Below are 25191 nucleotides of genomic sequence, written 5' to 3'. Positions count from 1 at the left end.
GAAAAAGGGGGTCCGGGGACGCTGTCCCCGGACCCCCTTCGTACAACGACCTCCGTGCCCCGACCGCCTAGCGGCCCTTCGGCATCCGCATCCCCTTGGGCATCGGGCCCTTCGGGATCGGCATGTTGCTCATCAGATCCCCGAGCGCCCGCAGCCGGTCGTTCACCTCGGTCGTCTTCGGGCCGGACAGCACGCGCGGCAGCTTCAGCAGCGTGGTGCGCACCTTCTTCAGCGACAGCTCGTCCGGGCCGTTGCCGACGATGAAGTCGTGCACCGGCACGTCGAAGACGACCCGGTTGACCTTCTTCTTCTCGGCGGCCAGCAGGCCCTTCACACGGTTCGGGTTGCCTTCACCGATCAGGACGACACCGGCCTTGCCGACGGCGCGGTGCACCACGTCCTGGCTCTTGTTCATCGCGACGGCCGGGGTGACGGTCCAGCCGCGTCCGACATTCTGCAGAACGGCCGCGGCGGCGCCCGGCTTGCCTTCGAGCTGCCCGAACGCGGCCTTCTCGGCCCGGCGGCCGAAGATGACCGCCATCGCGAGGAAGGCCAGCAGGAAGCCAAGGATGCCTGCGTAGATGGGGTGACCGATCAAGAAGCCGAGGGCGAGGATGACACCGAAGGTGACGATTCCCACAGCCGCAACGACAAGCCCGACCTTGGGGTCGGCCTGCCTGGTCATCTTGTAGGTCTGGACGATCTGCTTCAGTCGTCCAGAATTCTCGGGGTTCTCGGGTGTTTCCTTCCTCGCCATGCCGCTCAGGATACGCGAGGGGGGTGCCCGCTCAGTCGTTGAGGGCGCTTCCCCGTGCGGCGCTCACAAGGGCGTCCATCTCGTGCTGCGCCTCCCGCCGGTCCCGGGCCCTGCGGCGGTCCTCGACGACGGCTGCCCAGGCGTTACGGCGGGCTGTCTGCTGCCCGCCGCGCAGCAGAAAGGACTCCACGGCGCGCAGCGCCACGGCCGGACGGATGTGCACGGACTCGGACGGCATGGCGTCCCCCTCATATGCGGCTGAGAGCTGAGAGTAGGAAGGTGCGGGGCGGTACGTGATGACGCGCGTGGTGCGGGCAGCGCCGGTGACTCGAAGAGCCCCGTGCGTGACACCAGGGTCGCCACAACGTGTTACCAGTCGGTGACCACTCGGTCAATCTCGCATGAAAGCCTCACTCCGGCAGCACGGCGCCCCGCCAGGTCACTCGCCCGGCGGGGCGTCGTCGGCGGTGAGCGGACTCACACGACGAGGGTCGGAACCGAGGGTCGGAACGGGGCCATGACGGGGGTCACGGCCGGGGTCATACGGAGGGCGCCGCCACCGGGCCCACGGCCAGCCGCTCGCCCTCCCGCAGCCGCTTGTCCACGGCCTGCTGGAAGAGCCGTCCGGCGCGGTACGAGGAACGGACCAGCGGCCCGGACATGACGCCCGCGTAGCCGATCTCCTCGGCCTCCTCCTTCAGCTCCACGAACTCCGCGGGCTTCACCCAGCGCTCCACCGGGTGGTGCCGCACGGACGGCCGCAGGTACTGCGTGATGGTGATCAGCTCGCAGCCCGCGTCGTGCAGGTCCTGGAGCGCCTGGCTGATCTCCTCGCGCTCCTCGCCCATGCCCAGGATCAGGTTGGACTTGGTGACCAGACCGGCCTCGCGGGCGCGGGTGATCACTTCGAGCGAGCGCTCGTAGCGGAAGCCGGGACGGATCCGCTTGAAGATCCGCGGCACCGTCTCGACGTTGTGCGCGAGCACCTCGGGGCGGGAGCCGAAGACCTCGGCGAGCTGCGCGGGCTCGGCGTTGAAGTCGGGGATGAGCAGCTCGACCTTGGTGTGGCCGCCCTCGCGCGCCGCCGTCATGGCGTGGATCTGCCGGACGGTCTCCGCGTACAGCCAGGAGCCGCCGTCCTCCAGGTCGTCGCGGGCGACGCCGGTGATCGTGGCGTAGTTGAGGTCCATCGTGACGACGGACTCGCCGACGCGGCGCGGCTCGTCACGGTCGAGCGCCTGCGGCTTGCCGGTGTCGATCTGGCAGAAGTCGCAGCGCCGCGTGCACTGGTCGCCGCCGATGAGGAAGGTCGCCTCGCGGTCCTCCCAGCATTCGTAGATGTTGGGACAGCCGGCCTCCTGGCACACCGTGTGCAGCCCCTCGCTCTTCACGAGTTTCTGCATCTGGGTGTACTCGGGGCCCATCTTGGCGCGGGTCTTGATCCACTCGGGCTTGCGCTCGATGGGGGTCTGGCTGTTGCGGACCTCCAGGCGCAGCATCTTGCGTCCGTCGGGTGCGACTGCGGACACGACCGGCTCCCTAAAGCTTCGATTCTTCGGCGAACACCAGAGTACGCCCGTGATTCGTACGGCTTGATCCGTGCGGCTTCCTCTGGAAGCAACCAGCCGTGTCGTAGCCGCATTCCCGGCCGGATACCTGCTACCGCCGAGGCCCGGCGGTACGGCCACCGGCCCCGGCCGTCAGCCCCCGGTTGTACGGCCGGCGATACGGCCCGTGAGCCCCCGTCGTACGGCCCACCGCCCCGGCTATACGGCCCGCGGCAGCGGCACGACCGCGCCCAGGACGTCCGCCAGGTGCCGTTCCAGCACCGGCAGCACCTCGGTGACGCCGATGTCGCGGCCCAGTTCGTTGGAGAGCGAGGTGACGCCCGCGTCGCGGATGCCGCAGGGCACGATCCGGTCGAACCAGGTGTTGTCCGGGTCGCAGTTCATCGCGAAGCCGTGCATCGTCACACCCTTGGCGACGCGGATGCCGATCGCGGCGAGCTTGCGGTCCTCGCGGCGCTGCCCGGCGTTGGAGGGCGCGTACTCGGGGCCGTTCAGTCGCGGGTCGAACTCGCTGGCCTCGCCCCCCTTCGACGAGGAGCCCGCTCCCACCCGCGGGTCGAGGTCGAGGGTCAGGCCGTTGACCGCCGGGCGGTCCGCCACCGGGTCACCGAGCACCCACACCCCGCTGCGGCCCTCCACGCGCGTGGTCTCCAGACCGAATTCGGCGCAGGTACGGATCAGCGCCTCTTCCAGACGGCGTACGTGCGCGACCACGTCGACCGGGCGCGGCAGCTTCAGGATCGGGTAGCCGACGAGCTGGCCGGGGCCGTGCCAGGTGATCTTGCCGCCGCGGTCCACGTCGACCACGGGGGTGCCGTCCAGCGGGCGCTCGCTGTCGGTCGTACGGCGTCCCGCCGTGTAGACCGGCGGGTGTTCGAGGAGCAGGCAGGTGTCGGGGATCTCGTCCTCCACGCGTGCGGCGTGCACCCGGCGCTGTTCCTGCCACGCCTCGGTGTACTCGACGGCGTCGGCCCCGAACCCCAGGTGGACGAAGCGCAGCTCGTCCGTCCGCGCGGCGTCCTGCGGAAACCCCATGACCACTCCTCTGCGTGCCCGGCGGTGCTTGTTTCGCGCCTCTGCCACTGTACGGCGGCGGGTCCGTGGGGCCCGAGCGGGGCCGAAGCTTCCCGTCCTGTGGGGGCGGGGCTTGAGGCGGCGCCATAGCACGGCGCCTCCGACCGACCGGGGCGGTTTACCGACCCTTGAGGGTCCTTATCGCCCATTCGGGCGAATAACGAGGTCTTACGGTGAGCTTCCCGGTACCGACCGTTACATTCACGCCGTTCCGGTTACCTCCCCAGTCCCAGGAAGTGGACCGCACTGCCGATGACGGACCGTTCCACGCAGCGAACCCCCACCCGTCCCAACAGCAGACTCGCCTCGTTGATCGCGGAGGCAGGCTTCTCCAACGCGGGGCTCGCCCGCCGGGTCGACCAGCTCGGCATAGAGCACGGCCTCGACCTGCGGTACGACAAGACCTCGGTGACCCGCTGGCTGCGCGGCCAGCAGCCACGCGGCACCACACCCGCGCTGATCGCCGAGGTCTTCACCCAACGGCTCGGCCGCCGGCTCTCCGCCCAGGACCTCGGGCTCGACGCGTGCGCGCCGGTCTACGCGGGCCTCGAATTCGCCGGGTCGCCCGACGAGGCGGTGGACATCGTCAGCGGCCTGTGGCGCAAGGACACCGGCAACCAGACGGAGCTGCGGAAGATCGCCTTCACCGCGGCCGGGCTCGTCGTGCCCAGCCGCGACTGGCTGATCGGCCGCGCCGACGAGAGGGTCGCGCGGGGCGCCGACGCCACGCCGGTACGGGTGCCCGCGCAGAGCCGCGGCCCCGGCCCCCTGGGGCTCCCGCCGTCCGCCGCGCCCGGACCCGCGCCGGGGCTCGCCGCCAAGGCCGGGCCGCCCCGCGCCAAGGTCGGGGCCGGTGACATCGCCGCCCTGCGCGCCGTCGGCGACCTCTTCCGGGGGCTCGACCACGCGTACGGCGGCGGCCACGCCCGCCAGGCCCTCGTCCGTTACCTGGAGCACGAGGCCGAGCCGATGCTGCGCGGCAGTTACGGCGAGGCACTCGGCCGCCGCCTGTTCTCCTCCGTCGCCGACCTCACCCGGCTCGCCGGATGGACGTCGTACGACATCGGCGCGCACGGGCTCGCGCAGCGCTACTTCGTCCAGGCGCTACGGCTCTCGCAGGCCGCGGGGGACCGGGTCTACGGCGGCTACGTGCTCGTCACCATGAGCCGCCAGGCCGTCTACCTCGGGCACGGCCGCGAGGCCGTCCAGCTCGCCCGGGTCGCCCAGCAGGGCGTCGGCTCCGGCGCGCCCGCCGTCGTCCAGGCCCTGCTGCACAGTGCCGAGGCGCGCGGGCACGGGCTGCTCGGTGAGATCCGCGCGTGTTCCGCGGCGCTCGCGCGGGCCGAACGCTCGCTCGGGGCGGCCCGCCCCGGTGACGAGGTGCCCTCCTGGGCGCGCTTCTTCGACGAGGCCCAGCTCGCCGACGAGTTCGGGCACTGCCACCGGGACCTCCAACTGCACCGGGCCGCCGCGCAGCACGCCGAGCGCTCCCTCCAGCTCCGCGCCCCCGCGTACGCCCGCAGCCGGCTCTTCTGCCGCACCGTGCTCGCTTCCGCTCGCCTCGGGCTCGGGGAGGTGGACGTCGCCTGTGCTCTCGGCATCGAGGTCATGCAGCAGGCCGCCGAGATGCGGTCGGCTCGCGCCGTCGAGTACGTGCGGGACTTCGGGCGGCGCCTCGAGCCGTATCGCGATGCCGCGGCCGTTCGCGCCTTTCGCGACCGCGCCGTCGCCTTGGGGCTGGTCGCCCCATGACGACCTCCGGTCACGGTCCCTTACCCACCTCCCGCAAGTGGGTCCCCCCCAGGGGCGCGGTCCCCTGACGTTCCCCCCGCCCCGCCGGGGCAGCTCGGTGGCTCCCCGGACCACCAGCCGGTGGTGGGTCGCCCGCGCAGTTCCTCCCCCAGCCTCCGGCCGGGAGGTGCCCCCAGCGCCCCTGGCGGGGCGACTGTCTTTCGTCGGGGCGGTGAGCCGGTCTTTTGAGGGGCGCGGGGAACTGCGCGCTCAGCCACGATGCTCCTGCGGGTCACCACCGGCCCCGGTGGGGTGGTTCGGTGGTTCTTCGGGCCACTGGCCGGTGGTGGGTTGCTCGCGCAGTTCCTCGCGCCCCTGACGGGGCGGGCCGTCTTTCGCCGGGGCGGTGAGCCGGTCTTTTGAGGGGCGCGGGGAAGTGCGCGCTCGGCCACCGACGGTGGCGCGGGCGAAGAAGAGGCCCCGGTGGGGCAGGGGCTAGGCGGCCTGGGGGGTGGGGGTGTCGGCGGGGTGGGGGACGGCGTCGCGGAGGATGCTGTGGGCGGCGCGGCGGGCGGAGAGAAGGGCGCCCTGGGGCGTGCTGGTGGTGCGGTGGGCACCGCAGATGTAGAGACCGTCGAGGAGCCGGGCGGGACGCCGCAAATCGTGGGGCGCGGGCATGGCCGGCACGGCCTCGGGATCGTTGTGGACGGCGAGCAGCTCCCACGCGTCGGTGGAGGTCTCGTACAGCTCGGCGAGGTGAGCGCGGACGGTCTTGTCGCCCGCCCCGTCGGGCGGCGGCCCGAGGACGACGGACGTGACGAGGGCGCGCCCGGCCGGCGCCCGGCTCGGGTCGATCTCACTGACCGGGAGAGTGTGCGAGACGGGCCCCATGCGGTCGGCGTCGAGGACGAGCACCGGCTCGCGTACGGGTGGGACGGGCGCCGCGTGGTGCAGGACGGTGACCTCGTGGAAGGACGGCACCCGCAGCCCCGGCAGGAGTTCGGCCGCGGCCCGCGCCCCGGTGGCCACCAGCACGGCCCGGCAGGGCAGTTCGGCGCCGTCCTCGGTCTGCACGCAGTTGACGGCGACCCGCACCGCGCGCGTGCCGAGCCGTACCGCGCCCGGCGGGAGCCCCGCGGCGAGCCGCCGCGGTACGGACGCCGCGCCCGTCGCGGGCAGGCACGTACGGCCGCGGGCGAAGCCGCGCAGTACCAAGTCGGCGCAGCGGCTGGAGGTTTGCAGCTCCGGGTCGCACAACAGGGCGGCCAGCAGCGGCCGTACGAAGCCCTCGACGGTCCGCGGCGCGAAACCGCGTGCGCTCAGCGCCCGCGCGGCGGTCGTCTCGGGGCGGCTGGCGAGCCGTGAGGCGGGCGTCGCGGCAAGGCGGTTGAGGGTGGTGCCGAGCCGGGCCCGGTCCAGCGTGGAGCCGATCGGGGCACGGGCCGAGCCGCGAACGGTACGGGAGCCGCGCGCGTCACCGACCCGGTAACCGCGCCCGTCGGCTCTGACCAGGGCGCCGGGCGCGAGCGGCGCCAGCGGCAGCCCCCGCAGCCCCGGCGTGCGGCGCAGTTCCGGATAGGACGTGTTGAGCAGGTGAGCGCCGCGGTCGAGCCGGAAGCCGTCCACCACGTCGGTGGCCATGCGGCCGCCGACGTGGTCGGCGGCCTCCAGGACGGTGACCGACAGGCCGCCGCCGATGAGTTGATGCGCGGCGGACAGCCCGGATATGCCTGCGCCGATCACGACGACGTCCACGATTCCCGCGACGTCACGGCGTGCTGGTGAGAGCACTGTGCCCCTCCCCGAGGTCGGGTTCGAATCCCCGCTCACGTCGGCGTCACGCCCGAGGCGTCGCAGAACGCTGGTAAAGGTCATGCCCTCATCAAAGCCATCTGATGCCGGGGCAACCCGCCGATTCCAGCCCTTATCCAGCGCTTTTCGGCACCCCCGGCCGAATGTCTCCGGCCCGGTCACCTCTCCGGCCTGGTCACCTCTCCGGCCGCCGCCCGCGAGCCGCCCCGCCGCCCGCGCGACGCCCCGCCGCCCGAGAGCCGCCCCGCCCCACCGTAGCGCCGGGCGGCAGCGGCTATTCGGCGAGAGCCGCCGTCACGGCCTGCGCGAATTCGGGAAAGGCGAAGCGGAAGCCGGAGTCCAAGAGGCGCTTGGGGCGGACCCGTTGGCTGCCGGTGACGTCCTGGGCCAGTTCGCCGAGGACCAGGCGCAGGACGGACTCCGGGACCGCGGCCACGGTGGGGCGGTGCAGGACGCGCCCCATCTCGGCGGTGATCTCACGGTTGGTCAGCGGCTCGGGCGCGGTGAGGTTGACCGGCCCGGACAGATCGGCCGTGTCCAGCGCGTGGCGAATGGCGGCCACCTCGTCGTGCAGGGCGATGAAGCTCCAGAACTGCCGTCCGTCGCCCAGGCGTCCGCCGAGCCCGGCCTTGAACAGCGGGAACAGCCGCGCCCACGCGCCGCCGCCCTTGGCGACGACCAGGCCCGTACGGGGGTGGACGGTACGGATGCCGGCCGCGCGGGCGGGATCGGCCGCGGCCTCCCACTCCTGGCACAGCTCGGCCAGGAAGCCGCTGCCCACCGGGCTGTCCTCGTCGACGGCCGTGTCGCCGGTGTCGCCGTAGATGCCGATGGCGCTCGCGCTGACCAGGACCCGAGGCGGGGTGTCGAGCGCGGCGGCGGCCTTGGCGACGGCGCCGGTGCCGAGCACCCGGCTGTCCACCAGCTCCTTCTTGCGGCTGTCGGTCCAGCGGCGGTCGCCGATCCCGGCGCCCGCCAGGTGCACGACGGCCTCGCAGCCCTCGAGACCCGCGGTGTCCACCGTGCCGCGCGCTGGATCCCAGCGCACCTCGGCGGGACCGACGGGCGCGCGCCGCACCAGCCGTACGACGTCGTGGCCGTCCGCGGCGAGCGAGCGGGACAGGGCGGAGCCGATCAGACCGGAGGAACCCGTGACTGCGATACGCATATTCGCATTGTGCCCGCCGACGGCCCGGGACGTCCGATGCCGGCGCGCGGCGCGCCATGGCACAGTGACCGGCATGACCTCAGCGACCGTCCGGCCCGCGACCCGCGCCGACGACTCCGGCCTCGCGGCGCTCGACGCCCGTACCTGGTCCCCGCTGCACTCCGTACAGCCCGCACCGGCGCCCGGCGCCGCCTTCTACGGCTCGCCCGACGGACACCGGTACGTCCTGGTCGCCGAGGCCGAGGGCCGGCTGGCCGGATATCTCAAGCTGGTCCCGCCGACCGCCCTGGCCTGCAACGCGCATGTGCGGCAGATACAGGGTCTGGCCGTCGACACCTGGGCGCGCGGGCGGGGCATCGCGCGCACGCTGATGGACGCTGCCGTCGCCGAGGCGCGGCGGCAGGGCGCCGTCCGGATCACCCTGCGGGTGCTGGGGCACAACGCCCCGGCCCGGCGGCTCTACGAGTCGGTCGGCTTCGCCGTGGAGGGCGTGCTGCCGGGGGAGTTCCTGCTGGACGGCGCCTACGTGGACGACGTCCTGATGGGCCGGGCGGTCGACCTCACGGCGGTCTGAGCCGACAGAACCGCGCCGACAGAACCGAGCCGACGGTGCCCCGTCGACAGTGCCCCGCCGACAAAGCCGAGCCGAGCGACAGAGCCGCGCCGACAGAACCCGACAGAACCGCGCCGCCAGAGCCGGCTCAGCCGAAGCGCGACCACAGCTGCGGATACCGCTCCGCCATCGCCCGCTCGTCGTCCATGTCCAGCGACTCGCCCTCCGGCTGGTCCGGCTGCGCAAGTTCGAGGTCCGGCAGCCGGACCCCGGTGAGCTGCTCGTACGCCTCGTCCGCCGCGTAGCCCAGATCCTCCGCGTCGCCGTCCGTCTCCGGGTCGAACTCGGTGACGAGGAAGGCCAGGTCGTCGGGGGCGGCCAGACCGCCCTCGAAGACATGGCGGCCCTGGCCGATCAGCCAGCAGCGGAAGTAGTCGAAGGACTCGTCGTCCGCGCCGCCCAGCATGATGTCGGCGGCGCCCCACAGGTCCCAGCGGAAGGCCCGGACGAACCGGGTCTCGAAGTGCCGGGCGAAGTCCACCACGGAGTCCGGGTCGAGCTGGGCCAGCCGCTCGATCAGCAGGTCGGCATGCTCCTCCGGATCGCCGTCCGCCGCCTCTCGCGTACGGTCGACGATCTCCCAGAACTCCGTCTCGTCCATCACTGGTCCAGCTTCCCGGTTGCCGCGCGCACCCGCACGCGGAGTGCCCCGGATGCGCCCGTGTCGTTACGGACTCCATCCGTGCGGGGTGGGTCGCCCACTGTACGAGGTCCGGGGGGTCAGCGCCGACCGAGGGTGAGCTGGTACTCGACCGTGCGGCGCAGCGGCCGGAAGCCGAGCGCGGTGTTGAGGGCCAGCATGTGCCGGTTGTCGTCGGCGTTGTCCGTCTGCACGGCGGTGAGCTGCGGGAACTCCTCCCGTACCCGGCGCAGCATCTCGGCCTTCACCCACAGCCCGAGGCCGTGGCCGCGGTGCGCGGGGAGGACGGCCGTGTCGTACTGCTGGGCGGTGCCCGCGCCCTCCGCCGGGATCACCAGCTCGGTGTAACCGGCGACGGAGCCGTCGAGCGCGTCCACCGCGGCGACCGTCAGCAGTTGCTCGCCGCGCCGGGCGATCACCTCGGCGGCCTCGCGGACCGCGGCCACGTCCCAGCGCACCTCGCCGAAGTCCATGGCACCGGTCGGCATGTCGTCCATGGCGCGCCGGGCGTCCGCGAAGCTCTCGGCGAGCGCGTCGGGGACGACCCCGTCCCAGGACGTCAGCCGGTAGCCGGGGTGCGGGACGTCGGGGAGCTTGTGAATACGGTCGGGTACGTCGTCGAGCGCGAGCCGCTGCCAGGTCAGCCGCAGGACCGGATGGAAGTCGCGGGTGGCCAGAAATCCCTCGTGCGGGGTACCCGCCATGACCTCGGTGACCACGCTGCGGCAGCCCGCCTCGGCCGCGGCCTCGGTCACCGTGGACAGCAGCCGCGAGCCGGTGCCCAGCCGCCGGTAGGCGGGGTGGACGGTCATCCTGACCTCGGCGAGGTGGCTGCGCCCCGGTTCGCTGAACAGCCGCAGGGTCGCGGTGGCCACCGGCTCCTCGTTCGCGTTGCGCACCAGCCACAGCAGCAGCCTGCTGCGGTTCCCCGTCGTCGTCAGCTTCGCCTGGAGGGCGGTGGCGGACAGCACGGGCTCACCTGGCCGGTCGTGTGCGAGAGCGGCCGACTGCACCCGGTGCCAGGCGCGGAAATCCTCGGCGGTAGGAGCCGTCAGAGGGCTGGGATTTGGTGGCATCCGAGGGAACGTAGCCGGTAGCTGTATGCGCCCGCAATCTCTTTCCGGCCAGGACGGGAGCGGGCGGTAGCCGATTCACGCACCTCTCGCGTTCCACCGGGCCGCACCCGTACCGCCGCACATCCCGTACGGTACGGGCCGCGCGCGGTTTCGCGGGCTCTGCGGAGGGCCGCCGCGGCCGGTGGCACGGGGTGACTCGGGGGTGGCCGGAAACGTCTGCTGAAACCTATGAATATTCTCCGAGGCGGATACGGCCGCGCGGGGTGCGAAGGTCCGCGCGCGGCCGTACCAGGGCTGTTCGGGGCGCGGACGGGGCGCGTACCGCGCCCGTCCGCCATCGGCCTTACAGGCCGTACCGCTCGGCGGCCTCCTTGACCGTCTCGGGCTTGATGTCGCCGCGCCGGGCGAGCGCGGCGAGCGACGCGACCACCAGCGACCGCGGGTCCACCCCGAAGTGGCGGCGGGCCGCGTCGCGGGTGTCGGACAGGCCGAAGCCGTCGGTGCCCACCGACGTCCAGTCCTGCTCCACCCACTGCGCGATCTGGTCGGGCACGGCCCGCATCCAGTCGCTGACCGCGACCACGGGACCCGGCGCGCCTTCCAGCGCCCGCGTCACGTACGGCACCCGCTCCTCGCCGCGCAGCCGGGCCGCGTCGCACTCCAGCGCCTCGCGCCGCAGCTCGGTCCAGGACGGCGCGGACCACACGTCGGCGGCCACACCCCACTCCTGCGCCAGCATCCGCTGCGCGTCCAGCGCCCAGTGGATCGCGGTGCCGGACGCCAGCAGTTGCAGCCTGGCCGCGTCCGCCGCCGGGTCCTGCGCCTGCTGGAAGCGGTAGAGGCCCTTGAGGATGCCGTCCTCGACGCCCTCGGGCATCGCGGGCTGCACCTTCGGCTCGTTGTAGACCGTCAGGTAGTAGAAGACGTCCTCGGCGTCCGGCCCGTACATCCGCCGCAGACCCTCGCGGACGATCACCGCGACCTCGTACGCGAACGCCGGGTCGTACGAGAGCGCCGCCGGGTTGGTGGAGGCGATCAAGTGCGAGTGGCCGTCGGCGTGTTGCAGGCCCTCGCCGGTCATCGTGGTCTTGCCCGCGGTGGCGCCGATCACGAAGCCGCGGCCGAGCTGGTCGGCCAGCGCCCAGAACTGGTCGGCGGTCCGCTGCCAGCCGAACATCGAGTAGAAGATGTAGAACGGGATCATCGGCTCGCCGTGCGTCGCGTACGCGGTCGCGGCGGCCGTGAAGTCGGCGAGCGAACCGGCCTCGGTGATCCCCTCGTTGAGGATCTGACCGTCCTTCGCCTCCTTGTAGTACAGGAGTTGGTCGCGGTCGACCGGGTCGTACGTCTGCCCCTTCGGCGAGTACAGACCCGCGGACGGGAACAGCGACTCCATGCCGAAGGTGCGGGCCTCGTCGGGGACGATCGGCACCCAGCGGCGGCCGGTCTCCTTCTCCCGCATCAGGTCCTTGACCAGCCGCACGAACGCCATCGTGGTGGCGATCTCCTGCGTGCCTGAACCCTTCTCCAGCGCCTTGTACGCCTTGTCCGGCGGCAGCGGCAGCGGTTTGGCGACCACCTTGCGGGCCGGGGCGAGACCCCCGAGCGCCGCCCGCCGCTCGCGCAGGTACCGCACCTCGGGCGAGTTCTCGCCGGGGTGCCAGTACGGGACCACGTCCGCGTCCAGCGCGCTGTCCGGGATCGGCAGCTCCAACAGGTCGCGCATCGTACGGAACTGAGCGCCCGTCAGCTTCTTCATCTGGTGGTTGGCGTTGCGCGACTCGAAGCCCGCGCCCAGCGTCCAGCCCTTGACGGTCTGCGCCAGGATCACCGTCGGCGCGCCCTTGTGCTCGACGGCCGCGCGGTAGGCCGCGTAGACCTTGCGCGGCTCGTGCCCCGCGCGCGAGCTCTGGAACAGCTCGGTCAGCTTGGCGTCGGTCAGCCGGGCGCCGATGGTGCGCAGCGAGGGGTCCGCGCCGAAGAAGTGCTCGCGCAGATAGGCCGCGTCGCGCGTGGCGTACGTCTGGAACTGCGCGTCCGGGACCTCGCGCAGCCGCTTGAGCAGCGCGCCGTCCACGTCCTGGGCGAGCACGTCGTCCCAGGCCGCGCCCCACAGCGACTTGACCACGTTCCAGCCCGCCGCGCGGAACTGGGACTCCAGCTCCTGCACGATCTTGAAGTTGGGGCGGACCGGGCCGTCGAGCCGCTGGAGATTGCAGTTGATGACGAAGGTGAGGTTGTCCAGGCCCTCGCGGCCGGCCAGCGCCAGGGCGGCGGTCGACTCGGGCTCGTCCATCTCGCCGTCACCGAGGAACGCCCACACGTGGGAGTCCGAGGTGTCCTTGATGCCGCGGTGCTCCAGATAGCGGTTGAACCGCGCCTGGTAGATCGCCGACAGCGGGCCGAGGCCCATCGAGACGGTGGGGAACTCCCACAGCCAGGGCAGCCGTCGCGGGTGCGGGTACGAGGGCAGGCCGTCGCCGTTCGCCTCCTGGCGGAAGCGGTCGAGCTGGCCCTCGGTCAGCCGCCCGTCGAGGAACGCGCGGGCGTAGATGCCGGGGGAGGCGTGGCCCTGGAGGTAGAGCTGGTCCCCGCTGCCCGCGCCCTCCTTGCCCCTGAAGAAGTGCTGGAAGCCGGTCTCGTAGAGCCAGGCCGCCGAGGCGAAGGTCGCGATGTGGCCGCCGAGGCCCAGGCGGCTGCCGCGGGTGACCATGGCCGCCGCGTTCCACCGGTTCCACGCGGTGATCCGCGCCTCCAGTGCCTCGTCGCCCGGGTAGGCGGGCTCGGCGGAGGTCGGGATCGTGTTGATGTACTCGGTTTCGAGCAGCGACGGAAGCCCGACGCCCGCCCCGGCGCTTTCCAGGGTGCGACGCATCAGATACGCGGCCCGGTGCGGACCGGCCGCCTTGGCGACCGCCTCCAGCGACGCGAGCCACTCCGAGGTCTCTTCCGGGTCGCGGTCCGGGATCTGGTCGAGCTGGCCCCGCGGGGGGCGTACGTCGTCGGGCATGGGTGCCGCCTTCGAACGGAGGTTGGGGGTGGGGAATGCGCTTGTCGGCACGACAGGGCTGTTCCCCACCGACGACGATACGCCGACGATCGATGATCGATCAATGGCTTCCGGGCCAGTAATTCCAAGACGGCACGGGGTGCCAGACCTTAAGGCACGGGGTGCCTCGGCCTTGTGGCCTTGCATGTCACGGAAACCGCCGGCCGCCGGGGCCGCGGGGGATGTCGTCAGACCTGGGGAGCGCAGCTCAGGACGTGGGACTTGATGAGACCGCAGATGTCCGGGTCACGGCGTACGAAGGCGTCGACTATGTCCTGGTGCTCGGCCGCGTAAGGGCGGGGCTCCGGGCTCAGCCAGCGGATGGACAGCGTCGTCCAGACCTCGATGCCCAGCGACTCCCAGGCGTGCAGCAATACGGCGTTGTCGGCCGCGCGCACCAGCTCGTGGTGGAAGGCGACGGTGTGCCTGACCTGGGCCTCGCTGTCCAGGGCGGCGTCGGCGTCGCGCAGGGCGGCCACCTCGCGCTCGAGGGCGGCGGGGTCGGCGGCGAGCCGGGCCGCGGCCAGTTCCGCGGCGACCTGTTCGAGCCCGGCGCGCACCGGATAGCTCTCCTTGAGGTCTGCGGCGGTCAGGCTTCGTACGCGTACGCCCTTGTTCGGCGCGGACTCGATCAGCCGCAGCGTCTCCAGCTCCCGCAGCGCCTCCCGCACCGGCGTCTGGCTGACCTGGAGCTCCACCGCGATCCGGCGCTCCACGATCCGCTCGCCCGGCTTCCAGCGCCCGCTCACGATGCCTTCGAGGATGTGCTCCCGGATCTGCTCACGCAGGCTGTGGACGACCAGGTGCTGGACGACGGCAGGGGCCATGGGGCGCTCCTTCACGGTTTGCGTGACATAGACGATACGACCAGGAAGCGGCGCTGCCTCCCCGCAGGCCGCTGCGGGGGCCCGCCGGGACGCGAAGGAGCCCCCGTCCCGGAAGAGGGACGGGGGCTCCTTCGTACACGCCGTACAGGCCCGTGTGCGGCCTTACAGGCCCAGCTCGACCTCGAACTCGCCCGCTTCGAGGATCTCCTTGACCGCCGTCAGGTAACGGGCGGCGTCCGCGCCGTCCACCAGCCGGTGGTCGTAGGAGAGCGCCAGGTACGTCATGTCCCGGACGCCGATGACCGTGCCGTCGGGGGTCTCGACGACCACCGGGCGCTTGACGGTCGCGCCGACACCGAGGATGGCGGCCTGGTTCGGCGGCACGATGACCGTGTCGAACAGCGCGCCGCGCGAACCGGTGTTGCTGATCGTGAAGGTCGCGCCCGCCAGGTCGTCCGGGGTGATCTTGCTGGCCCGCACGTTGCCCGCGAGCTCCGCGGTCTTCTTGGCGATACCGGCGATGTTGAGGTCGCCCGCACCCTTGATGACCGGGGTCATCAGACCGCGCTCGGAGTCCACCGCGATCCCGATGTTCTCGGAGTCGAAGTAGGTGATCGTGCCCTCGTCCTCGTTGATCCGGGCGTTGATGACCGGGTGGGCCTTCAGCGCCTGGGCCGCCGCCTTGACGAAGAACGGCATCGGGGACAGCTTCACGCCCTCACGGGCCGCGAAGGCGTCCTTCGCCGCGTTGCGCAGCCGCATCACGCGGGTCAGGTCCACCTCGACGACGCTGGTGAGCTGCGCCTGCGAGTGCAGGGCCTTCATCATGTTGTCGCCGATGACCTTGCGCATCCGGGTCATCTTGACCGTCTGGCCGCGCAGCGGCGACACCGCGGGCGCCGCCTTCTGGGCCGCGGCGGTCGCCGGCTTCGACGCGGCGGCCTTGGCGGCCTCCGCGGCGGAGATGACGTCCTGCTTGCGGATGCGGCCGCCGACGCCGGTGCCGCGCACCGAGCCGAGGTCCACGCCGCTCTCCGAGGCGAGCTTGCGGACCAGCGGGGTGACGTAGGCGCCGTCGTCACCGCTGGTGGCGACGGGAGCCGGGGCGGCCGGGGCCACCGGAGCGGGCGCCGGAGCCGGAGCGGCGGGCGCGGGTGCGGCGGGCGCGGGAGCCGGTGCGGCGGCGACAGGCGCGGGGGCCGGTGCCGGAGCGGCCGGAGCGGCCGGTGCGGGAGCCGGTGCGGCGGGGGCGGGAGCCGCGGGGGCCGGAGCCGGAGTCGGGGCGGGTGCCTCGGCGGGAGCCGGGGCCGCGGGCGCGGGTGCCGCGGCCGGGGCGGCACCAGCGGCGCCGACCACGGCCAGCTTCGCGCCGACCTCCGCGGTCTCGTCCTCCTGGACCAGGATCTCCAGCAGGGTGCCCGCCACCGGCGACGGGATCTCGGTGTCGACCTTGTCGGTCGAGACCTCCAGCAGCGGTTCGTCGGCCTCGACGCTCTCGCCGACGGCCTTCAGCCAACGGGTCACGGTGCCCTCGGTGACGGACTCACCGAGCGCGGGCAGGACGACGTCGGTGCCGCTCGCGCCGCCGCCACCGCTGGCCGCCTCGGCGGTCGGGGCGGGCGCGGGCGCCGCCTGCTCGGTGGACGGAGCCGCCTGAGCGGGCTCGGGAGCCGCAGGTGCCTGGGCGGGCTCGGGAGCCGCGGGTGCCTGGGCGGGCTCGGGCTCGGCCGCCGCAGCCGGGGCAGCCGCGGGCGCGCCGCCGCCGCTGCCGTCGTCGATGACGGCCAGCTCGGCGCCGACCTCGACCGTCTCGTCCTCGGCGACCTTGATGGACGCGAGCACGCCGGACGCGGGGGAGGGGATCTCGGTGTCGACCTTGTCGGTCGAGACCTCGAGCAGCGGCTCGTCGGCCTCGACGCGCTCGCCCTCGGCCTTCAGCCAGCGGGTGACAGTGCCCTCGGTCACGCTCTCGCCGAGCGCCGGCAGGGTTACGGAAACCGCCATGGTTGCGGTTACTCCTAACGATCTGTGCGGATGGGGTGGCGTGGAGGAGGGTCAGTCGTGCGAGTGCAGCGGCTTGCCCGCGAGGGCCAGGTGGGCCTCGCCGAGCGCCTCGCTCTGGGTCGGGTGCGCGTGGATGAGCTGCGCGACCTCGGCGGGCAGCGCCTCCCAGTTGTAGATGAGCTGGGCCTCGCCCACCTGCTCACCCATCCGGTCACCGACCATGTGGACGCCGACGACGGCGCCGTCGCGCACCTGGACGAGCTTGACCTCGCCGGACGTCTTGAGGATCTTGCTCTTGCCGTTGCCCGCCAGGTTGTACTTCAGCGTGACGACCTTGTCCGCGCCGTACAGCTCCTTGGCCTTCGCCTCGGTGATGCCGACGGAGGCGACCTCCGGGTGGCAGTACGTGACGCGCGGGACACCGTCGTAGTCGATCGGCACGGTCTTGAGACCGGCCAGCCGCTCCGCCACGAGGATGCCCTCGGCGAAGCCGACGTGCGCGAGCTGGAGCGTCGGGACCAGGTCGCCGACGGCCGAGATCGTCGGCACGTTGGTGCGCATGTACTCGTCGACCAGGACATAGCCGCGGTCCATCGCGACGCCCTGCTCCTCGTACCCCAGGCCCTGCGAGACCGGGCCGCGGCCGATGGCGACCAGCAGCACCTCGGCCTCGAAGGTCTTGCCGTCCGCCAGGGTGACCTTCACACCGCTGTCGGTGTACTCGGCGCTCTGGAAGAAGGTGCCCAGGTTGAACTTGATGCCGCGCTTGCGGAAGGCGCGCTCCAGCAGCTTGGAGCTGTTCTCCTCCTCGACCGGCACCAGGTGCGGCAGACCCTCGACGATGGTCACGTCGGTGCCGAAGGACTTCCACGCCGAGGCGAACTCGACGCCGATCACGCCGCCGCCCAGGATGATCGCCGACTGCGGCACCCGGTCCAGGACCAGCGCGTGGTCGGAGGAGATGATCCGGTCGCCGTCGATGGTCAGGCCCGGCAGCGACTTCGGTACGGAACCGGTCGCGAGCAGGACGTGCCGGCCCTGGATCCGCTGGCCGTTCACATCCACCGAGGTGGGGGAGGACAGCTTTCCCTCGCCCTCGATGTACGTCACCTTGCGCGAGGCCACCAGGCCCTGGAGGCCCTTGTACAGGCCAGCGATCACGTCGTCCTTGTACTTGTGGACGGCCGCGATGTCGATGCCCTCGAAGGTGGCCTTCACTCCGAACTGCTCGCTCTCGCGAGCCTGGTCCGCGATCTCACCGGCGTGCAGCAGCGCCTTGGTGGGAATGCAGCCGTTGTGCAGACAGGTGCCCCCGAGCTTGTTCTTCTCGATCAGGGCGACGTCCAGTCCCAGTTGCGCGGCACGCAGCGCGGCTGCGTAGCCGCCACTGCCGCCGCCGAGGATCACTAGGTCGAAAACAGTGCTGGCGTCGTTCGCCACGTCACGTCCTCCATGCATGGGTTCGCCGGAGCCGGTCCACCATGACCGGGCGGCGGCTTTGGTTCGGCCGCTTTGTCTAAAAGGGGGCCCTGTCGTGCCGAACCACATCTTCGCACTTGTTCGCGGCGGACGGGTCATCGGCCTGTGGGGTGAGACCCGTCGAATACGGCCCCGGACGCGCCGTCCGGGGCCGTAAGTGACCTATCTCACCTGTTCGGAGCAGGGTGCGGCGCGGCGGTCAGAGGAGATCGCCGTCCGCGGCCTGGTGGGCCAGGCTGAGCAGGGTGCGGACCGCGGTGCCGGTGCCGCCCTTGGGGGTGTAGCCGAAGGGCGCGCCCTCGTGGAAGGCGGGGCCCGCGATGTCGAGGTGGGCCCAGGTGATGCCCTCGCCGACGAACTCCTTCAGGAACAGCCCCGCGATCAGGCCGCCGCCCGGCCGCACACCCATGTTGGCGATGTCGGCGGTGGGGGAGTCGAAGGTCTTGCGCAGTTCCTTGGGGAGCGGCATCGGCCAGGAGTCCTCGCCCGCGGCCAGCGCGGCGGTGTGGATCCGGGTACGGAAGCCGTCGTCGTTCGACATGATGCCGAACCGGCCCTCGCCCAGCGCCAGCACCATCGCGCCGGTCAGCGTCGCCACGTCGACGATCGCGTCCGGGGCCTCCTCGGAGGCGCGGGCCAGCGCGTCGGCCAGCACCAGACGGCCCTCGGCGTCGGTGTTCAGCACCTCCACCGTCGTGCCGCTGTACATCTTCAGCACGTCGCCGGGGCGCGTGGCGCCGCCGCCCGGCATGTTCTCGGCCAGCGCGAGCCAGCCGGTCACATTGACCTCGAGGCCGAGCTTCGCGGTCGCCACGACCGCGGCGAACACCGCGGCGGCGCCGCTCATGTCGCACTTCATCGTCTCGTTGTGCCCCGGCGGCTTCAGCGAGATGCCGCCCGAGTCGTACGTGATGCCCTTGCCGACGAAGGCGAGGGTACGGGTCGCCTTGGCGTGGGTGTACGCCACCCGGACCAGCCGGGGCGGCGTCGCCGAGCCCTGGCCGACGCCGAGGATGCCGCCGTAGCCGCCCTTGGCCAGCGCCTTCTCGTCCAGCACCTCGACCTTGAGGCCGTGCTCCTTGCCCGCGGCCTGTACGGCGGCGGCGAACGCCTTCGGGTTCAGGTCGTTGGGCGGGGTGTTGATCAGGTCGCGCGCCCGGTTCACCTCGGCGCCCACCGCGACGGCGCGGGCCGCCGCGGCCTTGTGCGCCTTGTCGCGCGGCTTGGCACCGGTCACGGCGACCTCGCCGAGCGTGCCCTTGCCGTTCTCGGCCTGGTACGTGGTGAACGCGTACGCGCCCAGCAGCGCGCCGGTGGCGACCGCTTCCAGGTCCGCCGGGTCGGCGGCGGGCAGCGCGAACGCCGCCTTCTTCGCGCCGCCGAGCGCGCGGGCGGCGACGCCCGCGGCCCTGCGCAGCGCCTCGGCGTCGAAGCCGGTGCCGTCCTCGGGGGTGTCGCCGAGGCCGACCGCGACCACCACCGCGGACTTCAGGCCCGCGGGTGCCGGGAGCTTGGTCACCTCGCCGTCCGCACCCGAGGCGCCCAGCGTCTCCAGTACGGCGGCCAGCTTTCCGTCGAACGCCTTGTCCACCGCCTCCGCCCCCGGTGCGACCTTGGGGCCCTTGGCCCCTTTGGTCACGCCCACGACGACGGCGTCCGCACGCAACGCTGCGGCGGAGGAGGTACTGAGTGTCAGAGCAGTCACGGTGGAGGGGGTCCTATTCGGTCGAGGTCCTGTGCTGCGGCCGGTTGGTTGGCCCGGCCCGGCCCCGGGCATCGTATTCCGCCACATCAGCGGGGCGGCACGCGCCCGTTGCCCAATCCCCGACCCTACGCCTGCGGCGCGCTCCCCCACCCACCCCTCTCCCGCCACTCCTCCCCGCCCCCCACCTGCCGCCGCGTGCGCGCGCTCACCCACGACGCTTCGGCAGGTCATGACCCGCCTCGGCGGGGCAGTTCGGTTGTCCCCGGATCACCCGCCGGTGGGGGCTGGTCGCGCAGTTCCCCGCGCCCCTGACGGGGCGCACTGTCTTTTGTCCGGGCGGTGAGCCGGTCTTTTCAGGGGCGCTGGGCACGCTGTCGCGGGTCACCGCACGGCCCGGAGGGGGTCAGCGGAGGGCCAGGAGGAGGAGGGAGGTGGTGGTGGCGGTTTCGCAGAGGGCGCCGAAAACGTCGCCGGTGGTGCCGCCGAGGCGGCGGACGGCGTGGCGGAGGAGGAGTTCGGCGCAGAGGAGGGCGAGGGCGGCGGAGAGGCCGGCGCGGAGGGGGGTGAGGCCGCCGAAGGGGAGGCCGGCGGCGCAGGCGAGGGCGCAGCAGAGGACGCCGGCCGACCAGGCCCCCCGCAGGGACACGGCGGAGGCGACGGCGGCGCCGAGGCCGCCGGGCCGGGCGGCGCGTACACCCGTACGGCAGGCGAGCGTCATGGCGGCGCGGCCGAGGACGGCGGACAGCACGGCGGCGGTGCAGCCGTAACGCCAGCCGTGCGCGTAGCAGGAGGCGAGGGCGGCGGTCTGGGCGAGCAGGACCAGCACGAGGGTGAGGACGCCGAAGGGCCCGATGTCGGACTGCTTCATGACGCGCAGCGCCCCCTCGGCGGGCAACCCGCTGCCGAGACCGTCGGCGGTGTCGGCGAGCCCGTCCAGGTGCAGGCCGCGAGTGGCGACGGCGGGCACGGCGACCGCCCCGACGGCGGCGAGCAGCGGGCTCGCGCCGAGTGCGGTCAGGACGCCGCCGCCGAGCGCGGCGCCGAGACCGACGACGGCGCCGACCAGCGGCGCGGCCAGCATCCCGCCGCGCGCCGCCGCCCGGTCCCAGCGCGTCACCGTCACCGGCAGCACGCTGAGCGTGCCGAAGGCGAAGCGCAGGGCGTCGCCGACGGTCGCCCTGCCGCCGGGCTCGGGCAAGGGCTCGGGCAAGGGCTCGGGCAAAGGCTCGGGCAAGGGCTCGGGCAAGGGCCCGGACACGGGCTCGGGTTCGGGTTCGGGTTCGGGTTCGGTCACCGCGTGAGGCTATCGCGCCAGGTCAGCGTGGCCGCGGGCTCAGCGCACCAGGTCGGCGTGGTCGTCGCCGCCGTCCCCCGAGGGGCCGTCCCCGGAGGAATCGGTACGGCGCCGCCGCCGCGCCCACCAGGTCTCGACGGCGAAGAGCAGCAGGACGGCGATGATCGCGGTCAGGTGCTCGTAACCGGCGAGATTGGCGAGGGCGAGCACCTCGATGACCATGGACATGGCCACGGCTGCCGCCGTCCACCAGGCGTGGTACCGGCAGGCGACGTACACCCCGAGCGCGACGACCGCGGCGGAGGGCCCGGTGTCGCGGCCGATGAGTTCGGCGACGGGCAGCCCGAGGAAGCCGTCGGGGCCGACCCAGTACGAGTAGCGGGCGAAGGTCGTGCCGGCCAGCGTCGTGTACAGCGCGATGGCCAGCGTCCGGCGCGCGCCCAGCGTCGTCTCGGCGATCCCGAAGACCACCACGACCTGGATGACAAGCCCCCAGATCGGCAGCGTCGGATCGGGGATGAACAGCGACAGGGGCGTGCGCAGCAGCGCCTTCCACCACGGCAGGGTGCAGTAGATGCCGCCGAGCCGGTCCACCCAGTCGCTCGGCCCCTGCGCGTGCTGGACGAGCTGGAGGCAGAGGATGCCCACGCAGGACCACAGCGTCAGCGGAATCGCCCGCAGCCCGCGCGCCCAGAGCCGGTCGCGTACGTCGTACGCCATCTGCCCCCACTCGGCGCGCGCGAACTCCCGCACCTTGTCGGACGCGCTCACCGCGCCTCCGCGGGGCCGGGCCCCCCGGCGGCCCGCGCGGGGCCCCTCACTTGGCGGTGAACCGTTCTCTGCGGCGCAGCGGCGACGGCATTCTGGGCGCTTCGAGGAAACCCTCGGCGCGGGCGCCCGCGATACCGATCCGGGGCAGTTCGCTGGACTTGCCGAAGAGCAGATAGCGGGGCTCCCAGATCGGGCGGAATTTGGCGTTCGCCCGGTACAACGACTCGATCTGCCACCAGCGCGAGAAGAACGTCAGCAGCGACCGCCACACCCGCAGGACGGGCCCCGCGCCGAGCCGTGAGCCGCGCTCGAAGACCGACCGGAACATCGCGAAGTTCAGCGAGATCTGCTCCACGCCGACCTCGTCCGCCCGCTGGACGAGTTCGATCACCATGTACTCGATCAGCCCGTTGTCCGCGCCCCGGTCACGCCGCATCAGGTCAAGCGAGAGCCCGCGCGGACCCCACGGCACCAGGCTCAGCAGCGCCCTGGGCACGCCGTCGCCGTCGTGGCACTCGACCATCACGCACTGCCCGTCGCCCGCGTCGCCCAGCCGCCCCAGCGCCATCGAGAAGCCGCGCTCGGTGCCGCCGTCCCGCCACCGGTCGGCCCGCTCCAGCAGCGCCGCCATCTCCGCGGCCGGGATGTCGGCGTGCCTGCGGATGCGTACGGTGCAGCCGGAGCGCGCGACCCGGTTGTACGCCTGCCGGACCGTCCGCATCGCGCGGCCCTCAAGGGTGAACTCGGCGGTGTCCACGATGGCTTCGTCGCCCAGCTCCAGCGCGTCCAGGCCGTGCCGGGCGTAGACCGTACCGGCCTCCTCGCTCGCGCCCATCACGGCGGGCACCCACGCGTGCCCCGCCGCCTCCGCCAGCCACGCCTCGATGGCGCCGGGCCACGCCTCGGGGTCGCCGATCGGATCGCCGGACGCGAGCGAGACACCGCCCACCACCCGGTAGGCGATGGCCGACTTGCCGCTGGGCGACCAGATGACGCTCTTGTCGCGGCGCAGCGCGAAGTAGCCGAGGGAGTCGCGGTCGCCGTGCCGGTCGAGCAGGCCGCGCAGCCGCTCCTCGTCCGCCGGGCACAGCAGCGCCCGACCGCGCGGCGAGCGGAAGGCGACGAAGAGCACGAGCAGGAAGAGCAGGGCGCTCATGGCGTTGATGACGACGTCCACCCAGCCGGGCGTGGAGATGGTCAGCGAGCCGCTGTCGTCCGGCACCAGGGACACCAGCCGCAGGACCGCGTAGCCGAGGCAGTCGCCGAAGCCCGCGCCCTGGTCGTCGTTGGTGACCGTGACCAGCGCGGTGCCGAGCAGCGCGGCCAGCGGCAGACCGGCGGCGGCCACCAGGGCCGCGTCCCGCGGGTTGGCGGGGTCGCCCTTCGCCCGGAACTCGCCGCGGCCGACGAGCAGCGCCGCCAGGAAGGCGGCGGTGAGCGCCAGCGAGATCCAGTTCTGCGCGTGCCGGTGGATGTCGGGCCACACCATGCTGACCGACAGCGCGGCCAGGAACAGCCCGCACAGCACGAGGTTGAGGATCCACGCGGCGCGCTTGCGGCGGCGCATGGTGACGGCCAGGAAGAGGGCGAAGGCGCCGGAGGTGAAGCCCGCGCTCAGCAGGTACGGGGTGAAGTAGTCCTCGACGTTGTGGCGGCGGATGTCCTGGCCGAAGGAGACCCAGACGGCGCCGAGGAGATTCACGCACGCGACGGTGCGCAGGTAGCGGACGGCGAAGGTGGCCGCGCGTCCCGGACACGCGTGAGGGCGCGGCTGTGTGCTGGTGGTGCTGCCCGTTCCCATAGGAGGGGATTTTATGACGTAATGCCCGATTTGGGGTCGCGCCGGGCCGCTCGCACCTCGGCGGGGACGGTTCCGCCGAGGTGCTTTTCGGTTACGAGGCGGGGTCGGCTTCCGGCTGCGGCGCCGGCTCCGTCTCGGCCTTTGCCTGCGGTTCTGCCTCTTCGGGGTCCTTGGCTTCCTCGGTGTCCTCGGTGTCCTCGGCGTCCTTCTCCGGCTCCGGGTCCGGCTTCTCCGCCGGGTACGGGAGTTCGGCCGACAGCGCCGCCGCGGCCTGGAGGAGGGGGAGGGCCAGCAGGGAGCCGGCCGCGCCGCCGAGGTGCACGCCCTGGTCGAGCAGCGGTTCGAGGGAGATCCGGTCCAGCGCCTTCGCCTGGCCCGGCTCGCCGCTGGCGTGACCCGCCAGCCACCAGTCCGGCGCCCGGAAGGCGATCCGCTGGGCGACCAGCGCGCACGCGGCGCTGACGACTCCGTCGAGGACCACCGGGAGCTTGCGGACCGCCGCCTGGAGCAGGAAGCCGGTCATCGCGGCGAAGTCGGCGCCGCCGACCGCGGCCAGCAGCGCGAGCTGGTCGCCGAGGACCGGGCGGGCCCGGCGCAGCGCGTCACGGATCGCGGCGCACTTGCGCATCCACGCGAGGTCGTCGATGCCGGAGCCGCGGCCGGTGACGACGGAGGCGTCCGTGCCGCACAGCGCCGCGATCAGTACGGCGGCGGGCGTCGTGCCACCGACGCTCAGGTCGCCGAGGAGTACGAGGTCCGTGCCGGAGTCCGCCTGCTCGTCCGCGACGGTCATGCCGACCCGGAACGCCTGCTCGGCCTCTTCCCGCGTCAGCGCGTCCTCGATGTCGATCCGGCCGGAGCCGCGGCGCACGCGGTGCGCCGTCACGTAGTCCGGCAGCTCGGACGGGTCGCAGTCCAGCGCCATGTCGATGACGTCGACGTGCGCGCCGTACTGGCGCGCCAGCACGCTGGCCGGTGCGGTGCCGTCCAGCACCGCCTTCACCAACTCGGTGGCCGTACCGGCCTTCCGCGCCGACACCTCCAGCGAGGCCACGCCGTGGTCGGCCGCGAAGATCAGCGCGCGCGGCGCCGCGATCGGCCCGGTCGGCACCTCGCCGCGCACCGCCGCCAGCCAGTCCGCCAGCTCGGCCGGTTTCCCCAGCCCTCCCGCCGGACGCACCAGCTTCTGCCAGCGCTCCTGCGAGTCGCGTCGAACCCCAGCGTCGGGCCGCTCCACGAGGGAGCCGAAGTCGTCCAAGTCGATGCCGCTCACCCGTGGAACCCTACCGGTCGCCTCGCCGGCGTGGCCTCACGGGTTCACCCGCTACCCCCAACCTCCCCGAGGCCCCGCCCCCACCGGCCCGGTGGTCGGGATACATCCGATCTGCCCCGCCGGGGCGGGCGGTGACGTGCGGGAGCGTTCCCCGCGCCGCTAGAAGGTCGGTTCGCCGTCCGGGCGAAGGACGGCCCGCCCCGTCAGGGGCGCGGGGAACTGCGCGGCCGGCCCCCACCGGCCCGGTGGTCGGGATACATCCGAACTGCCCCGCCGGGGCCGGTGGTGACGTGCGGGAGCGTGGTGGCTGGTGGCGCAGTTCCCCGCGCCCCTAAAGACACGTGGCTGGCGCCCGGACGAAAGACGGTGCGCCCCGTCAGGGGCGCGGGGAACTGCGCGGCCGGCCCCCATCGGCGGGTGGTCCGGGGACGACCGATCTGCCCCGCCGGGGCGGGTGGTGTCGTGCGGGAGCGTGGTGGCTGGTGGCGGAGTTCCCCGCGCCCCTAAAGACATGTGGCTGGCGCCCGGACAAGGGGCGGCCCGCCCCGT

The 25191-nt window shown here is 72.9% G+C and carries 19 protein-coding genes; 2 read left to right on the top strand and 17 right to left on the bottom strand.

Annotated elements, in window-relative coordinates:
* Positions 1-67 precede the first annotated feature (67 nt).
* The 4 genes from ACIQCJ_RS20635 to lipB all read right to left on the bottom strand — a co-directional run bounded on the left by ACIQCJ_RS20635 (position 68) and on the right by lipB (position 3360).
* Positions 68-757, bottom strand: coding sequence for a DUF4191 domain-containing protein (locus tag ACIQCJ_RS20635; RefSeq protein ID WP_355334356.1), 690 nt, complete (start codon positions 755-757; stop codon positions 68-70).
* A gap of 31 nt (positions 758-788) precedes the next feature.
* Positions 789-995, bottom strand: a complete 207-nt coding sequence (locus ACIQCJ_RS20630) for a hypothetical protein (protein WP_355334353.1) — start codon at positions 993-995, stop codon at positions 789-791.
* A 301-nt stretch (positions 996-1296) separates the two neighbouring features.
* Positions 1297-2286 (bottom strand): lipoyl synthase, encoded by a 990-nt coding sequence (lipA, locus tag ACIQCJ_RS20625; RefSeq protein ID WP_355334351.1) that lies wholly within the window; start codon positions 2284-2286, stop codon positions 1297-1299.
* 237 nt (positions 2287-2523) lie between these two features.
* Positions 2524-3360, bottom strand: coding sequence for a lipoyl(octanoyl) transferase LipB (lipB, locus tag ACIQCJ_RS20620; RefSeq protein WP_401303892.1), 837 nt, complete (start codon positions 3358-3360; stop codon positions 2524-2526).
* Between the two features lie 291 nt (positions 3361-3651).
* Here lipB and ACIQCJ_RS20615 point away from each other — a divergent pair, with 291 nt between their 5' ends.
* On the top strand, positions 3652-5151 hold the full coding sequence (locus tag ACIQCJ_RS20615; protein ID WP_402712157.1) for a regulator: 1500 nt from the start codon (positions 3652-3654) through the stop codon (positions 5149-5151).
* A gap of 474 nt (positions 5152-5625) precedes the next feature.
* Here the strand turns inward: ACIQCJ_RS20615 and ACIQCJ_RS20610 are convergent, their stop codons facing one another.
* Positions 5626-6921, bottom strand: coding sequence for an NAD(P)/FAD-dependent oxidoreductase (locus ACIQCJ_RS20610; protein WP_402712156.1), 1296 nt, complete (start codon positions 6919-6921; stop codon positions 5626-5628).
* 295 nt (positions 6922-7216) lie between these two features.
* Positions 7217-8110 carry a TIGR01777 family oxidoreductase gene (locus ACIQCJ_RS20605; RefSeq protein WP_401303886.1) on the bottom strand — a complete coding sequence of 298 codons (894 nt, stop codon included), beginning with the start codon at positions 8108-8110 and terminating at the stop codon, positions 7217-7219.
* Between the two features lie 73 nt (positions 8111-8183).
* Here ACIQCJ_RS20605 and ACIQCJ_RS20600 point away from each other — a divergent pair, with 73 nt between their 5' ends.
* Positions 8184-8684: a GNAT family N-acetyltransferase gene (locus ACIQCJ_RS20600; RefSeq protein WP_402712155.1), complete on the top strand. Its 501-nt coding sequence runs from the start codon at positions 8184-8186 to the stop codon at positions 8682-8684.
* A gap of 127 nt (positions 8685-8811) precedes the next feature.
* Here ACIQCJ_RS20600 and ACIQCJ_RS20595 read toward each other — a convergent pair whose 3' ends face one another.
* The 11 genes from ACIQCJ_RS20595 to cobT all read right to left on the bottom strand — a co-directional run bounded on the left by ACIQCJ_RS20595 (position 8812) and on the right by cobT (position 24642).
* Positions 8812-9324 carry a DUF4240 domain-containing protein gene (locus tag ACIQCJ_RS20595; RefSeq protein WP_391043840.1) on the bottom strand — a complete coding sequence of 171 codons (513 nt, stop codon included), beginning with the start codon at positions 9322-9324 and terminating at the stop codon, positions 8812-8814.
* Between the two features lie 119 nt (positions 9325-9443).
* Positions 9444-10334 carry a GNAT family N-acetyltransferase gene (locus tag ACIQCJ_RS20590; protein WP_391159838.1) on the bottom strand — a complete coding sequence of 297 codons (891 nt, stop codon included), beginning with the start codon at positions 10332-10334 and terminating at the stop codon, positions 9444-9446.
* A gap of 448 nt (positions 10335-10782) precedes the next feature.
* Positions 10783-13449 carry a pyruvate dehydrogenase (acetyl-transferring), homodimeric type gene (gene aceE / locus ACIQCJ_RS20585; RefSeq protein ID WP_391043845.1) on the bottom strand — a complete coding sequence of 889 codons (2667 nt, stop codon included), beginning with the start codon at positions 13447-13449 and terminating at the stop codon, positions 10783-10785.
* A gap of 227 nt (positions 13450-13676) precedes the next feature.
* Positions 13677-14315 carry a GntR family transcriptional regulator gene (locus ACIQCJ_RS20580; RefSeq protein WP_355334328.1) on the bottom strand — a complete coding sequence of 213 codons (639 nt, stop codon included), beginning with the start codon at positions 14313-14315 and terminating at the stop codon, positions 13677-13679.
* A 162-nt stretch (positions 14316-14477) separates the two neighbouring features.
* Positions 14478-16319 (bottom strand): 2-oxoglutarate dehydrogenase, E2 component, dihydrolipoamide succinyltransferase, encoded by a 1842-nt coding sequence (sucB, locus tag ACIQCJ_RS20575; RefSeq protein WP_402712154.1) that lies wholly within the window; start codon positions 16317-16319, stop codon positions 14478-14480.
* A gap of 51 nt (positions 16320-16370) precedes the next feature.
* Positions 16371-17759: a dihydrolipoyl dehydrogenase gene (lpdA, locus tag ACIQCJ_RS20570; RefSeq protein WP_355334324.1), complete on the bottom strand. Its 1389-nt coding sequence runs from the start codon at positions 17757-17759 to the stop codon at positions 16371-16373.
* A gap of 238 nt (positions 17760-17997) precedes the next feature.
* Positions 17998-19503, bottom strand: coding sequence for a leucyl aminopeptidase (locus tag ACIQCJ_RS20565; protein ID WP_355334322.1), 1506 nt, complete (start codon positions 19501-19503; stop codon positions 17998-18000).
* A 403-nt stretch (positions 19504-19906) separates the two neighbouring features.
* The gene (locus ACIQCJ_RS20560; RefSeq protein WP_402712153.1) at positions 19907-20713 is read right to left on the bottom strand and encodes an adenosylcobinamide-GDP ribazoletransferase; all 807 of its coding nucleotides are present in this window, start codon (positions 20711-20713) and stop codon (positions 19907-19909) included.
* Between the two features lie 123 nt (positions 20714-20836).
* Positions 20837-21568 carry a hypothetical protein gene (locus ACIQCJ_RS20555; RefSeq protein ID WP_402712152.1) on the bottom strand — a complete coding sequence of 244 codons (732 nt, stop codon included), beginning with the start codon at positions 21566-21568 and terminating at the stop codon, positions 20837-20839.
* A 46-nt stretch (positions 21569-21614) separates the two neighbouring features.
* Entirely contained in the window at positions 21615-23369 is a 1755-nt protein-coding gene (locus tag ACIQCJ_RS20550) for a phosphatidylglycerol lysyltransferase domain-containing protein (RefSeq protein WP_355334317.1), read from the bottom strand.
* Positions 23370-23460: 91 nt separating this feature from the next.
* Positions 23461-24642 carry a nicotinate-nucleotide--dimethylbenzimidazole phosphoribosyltransferase gene (gene cobT / locus ACIQCJ_RS20545; protein WP_402712151.1) on the bottom strand — a complete coding sequence of 394 codons (1182 nt, stop codon included), beginning with the start codon at positions 24640-24642 and terminating at the stop codon, positions 23461-23463.
* Between the last annotated feature and the right edge of the window lie 549 nt (positions 24643-25191).

This window comes from Streptomyces sp. NPDC093221, assembly GCF_044753885.1.
Taxonomy (GTDB): domain Bacteria; phylum Actinomycetota; class Actinomycetes; order Streptomycetales; family Streptomycetaceae; genus Actinacidiphila.
This window is presented reverse-complemented; position numbering and strand designations above follow the sequence as displayed.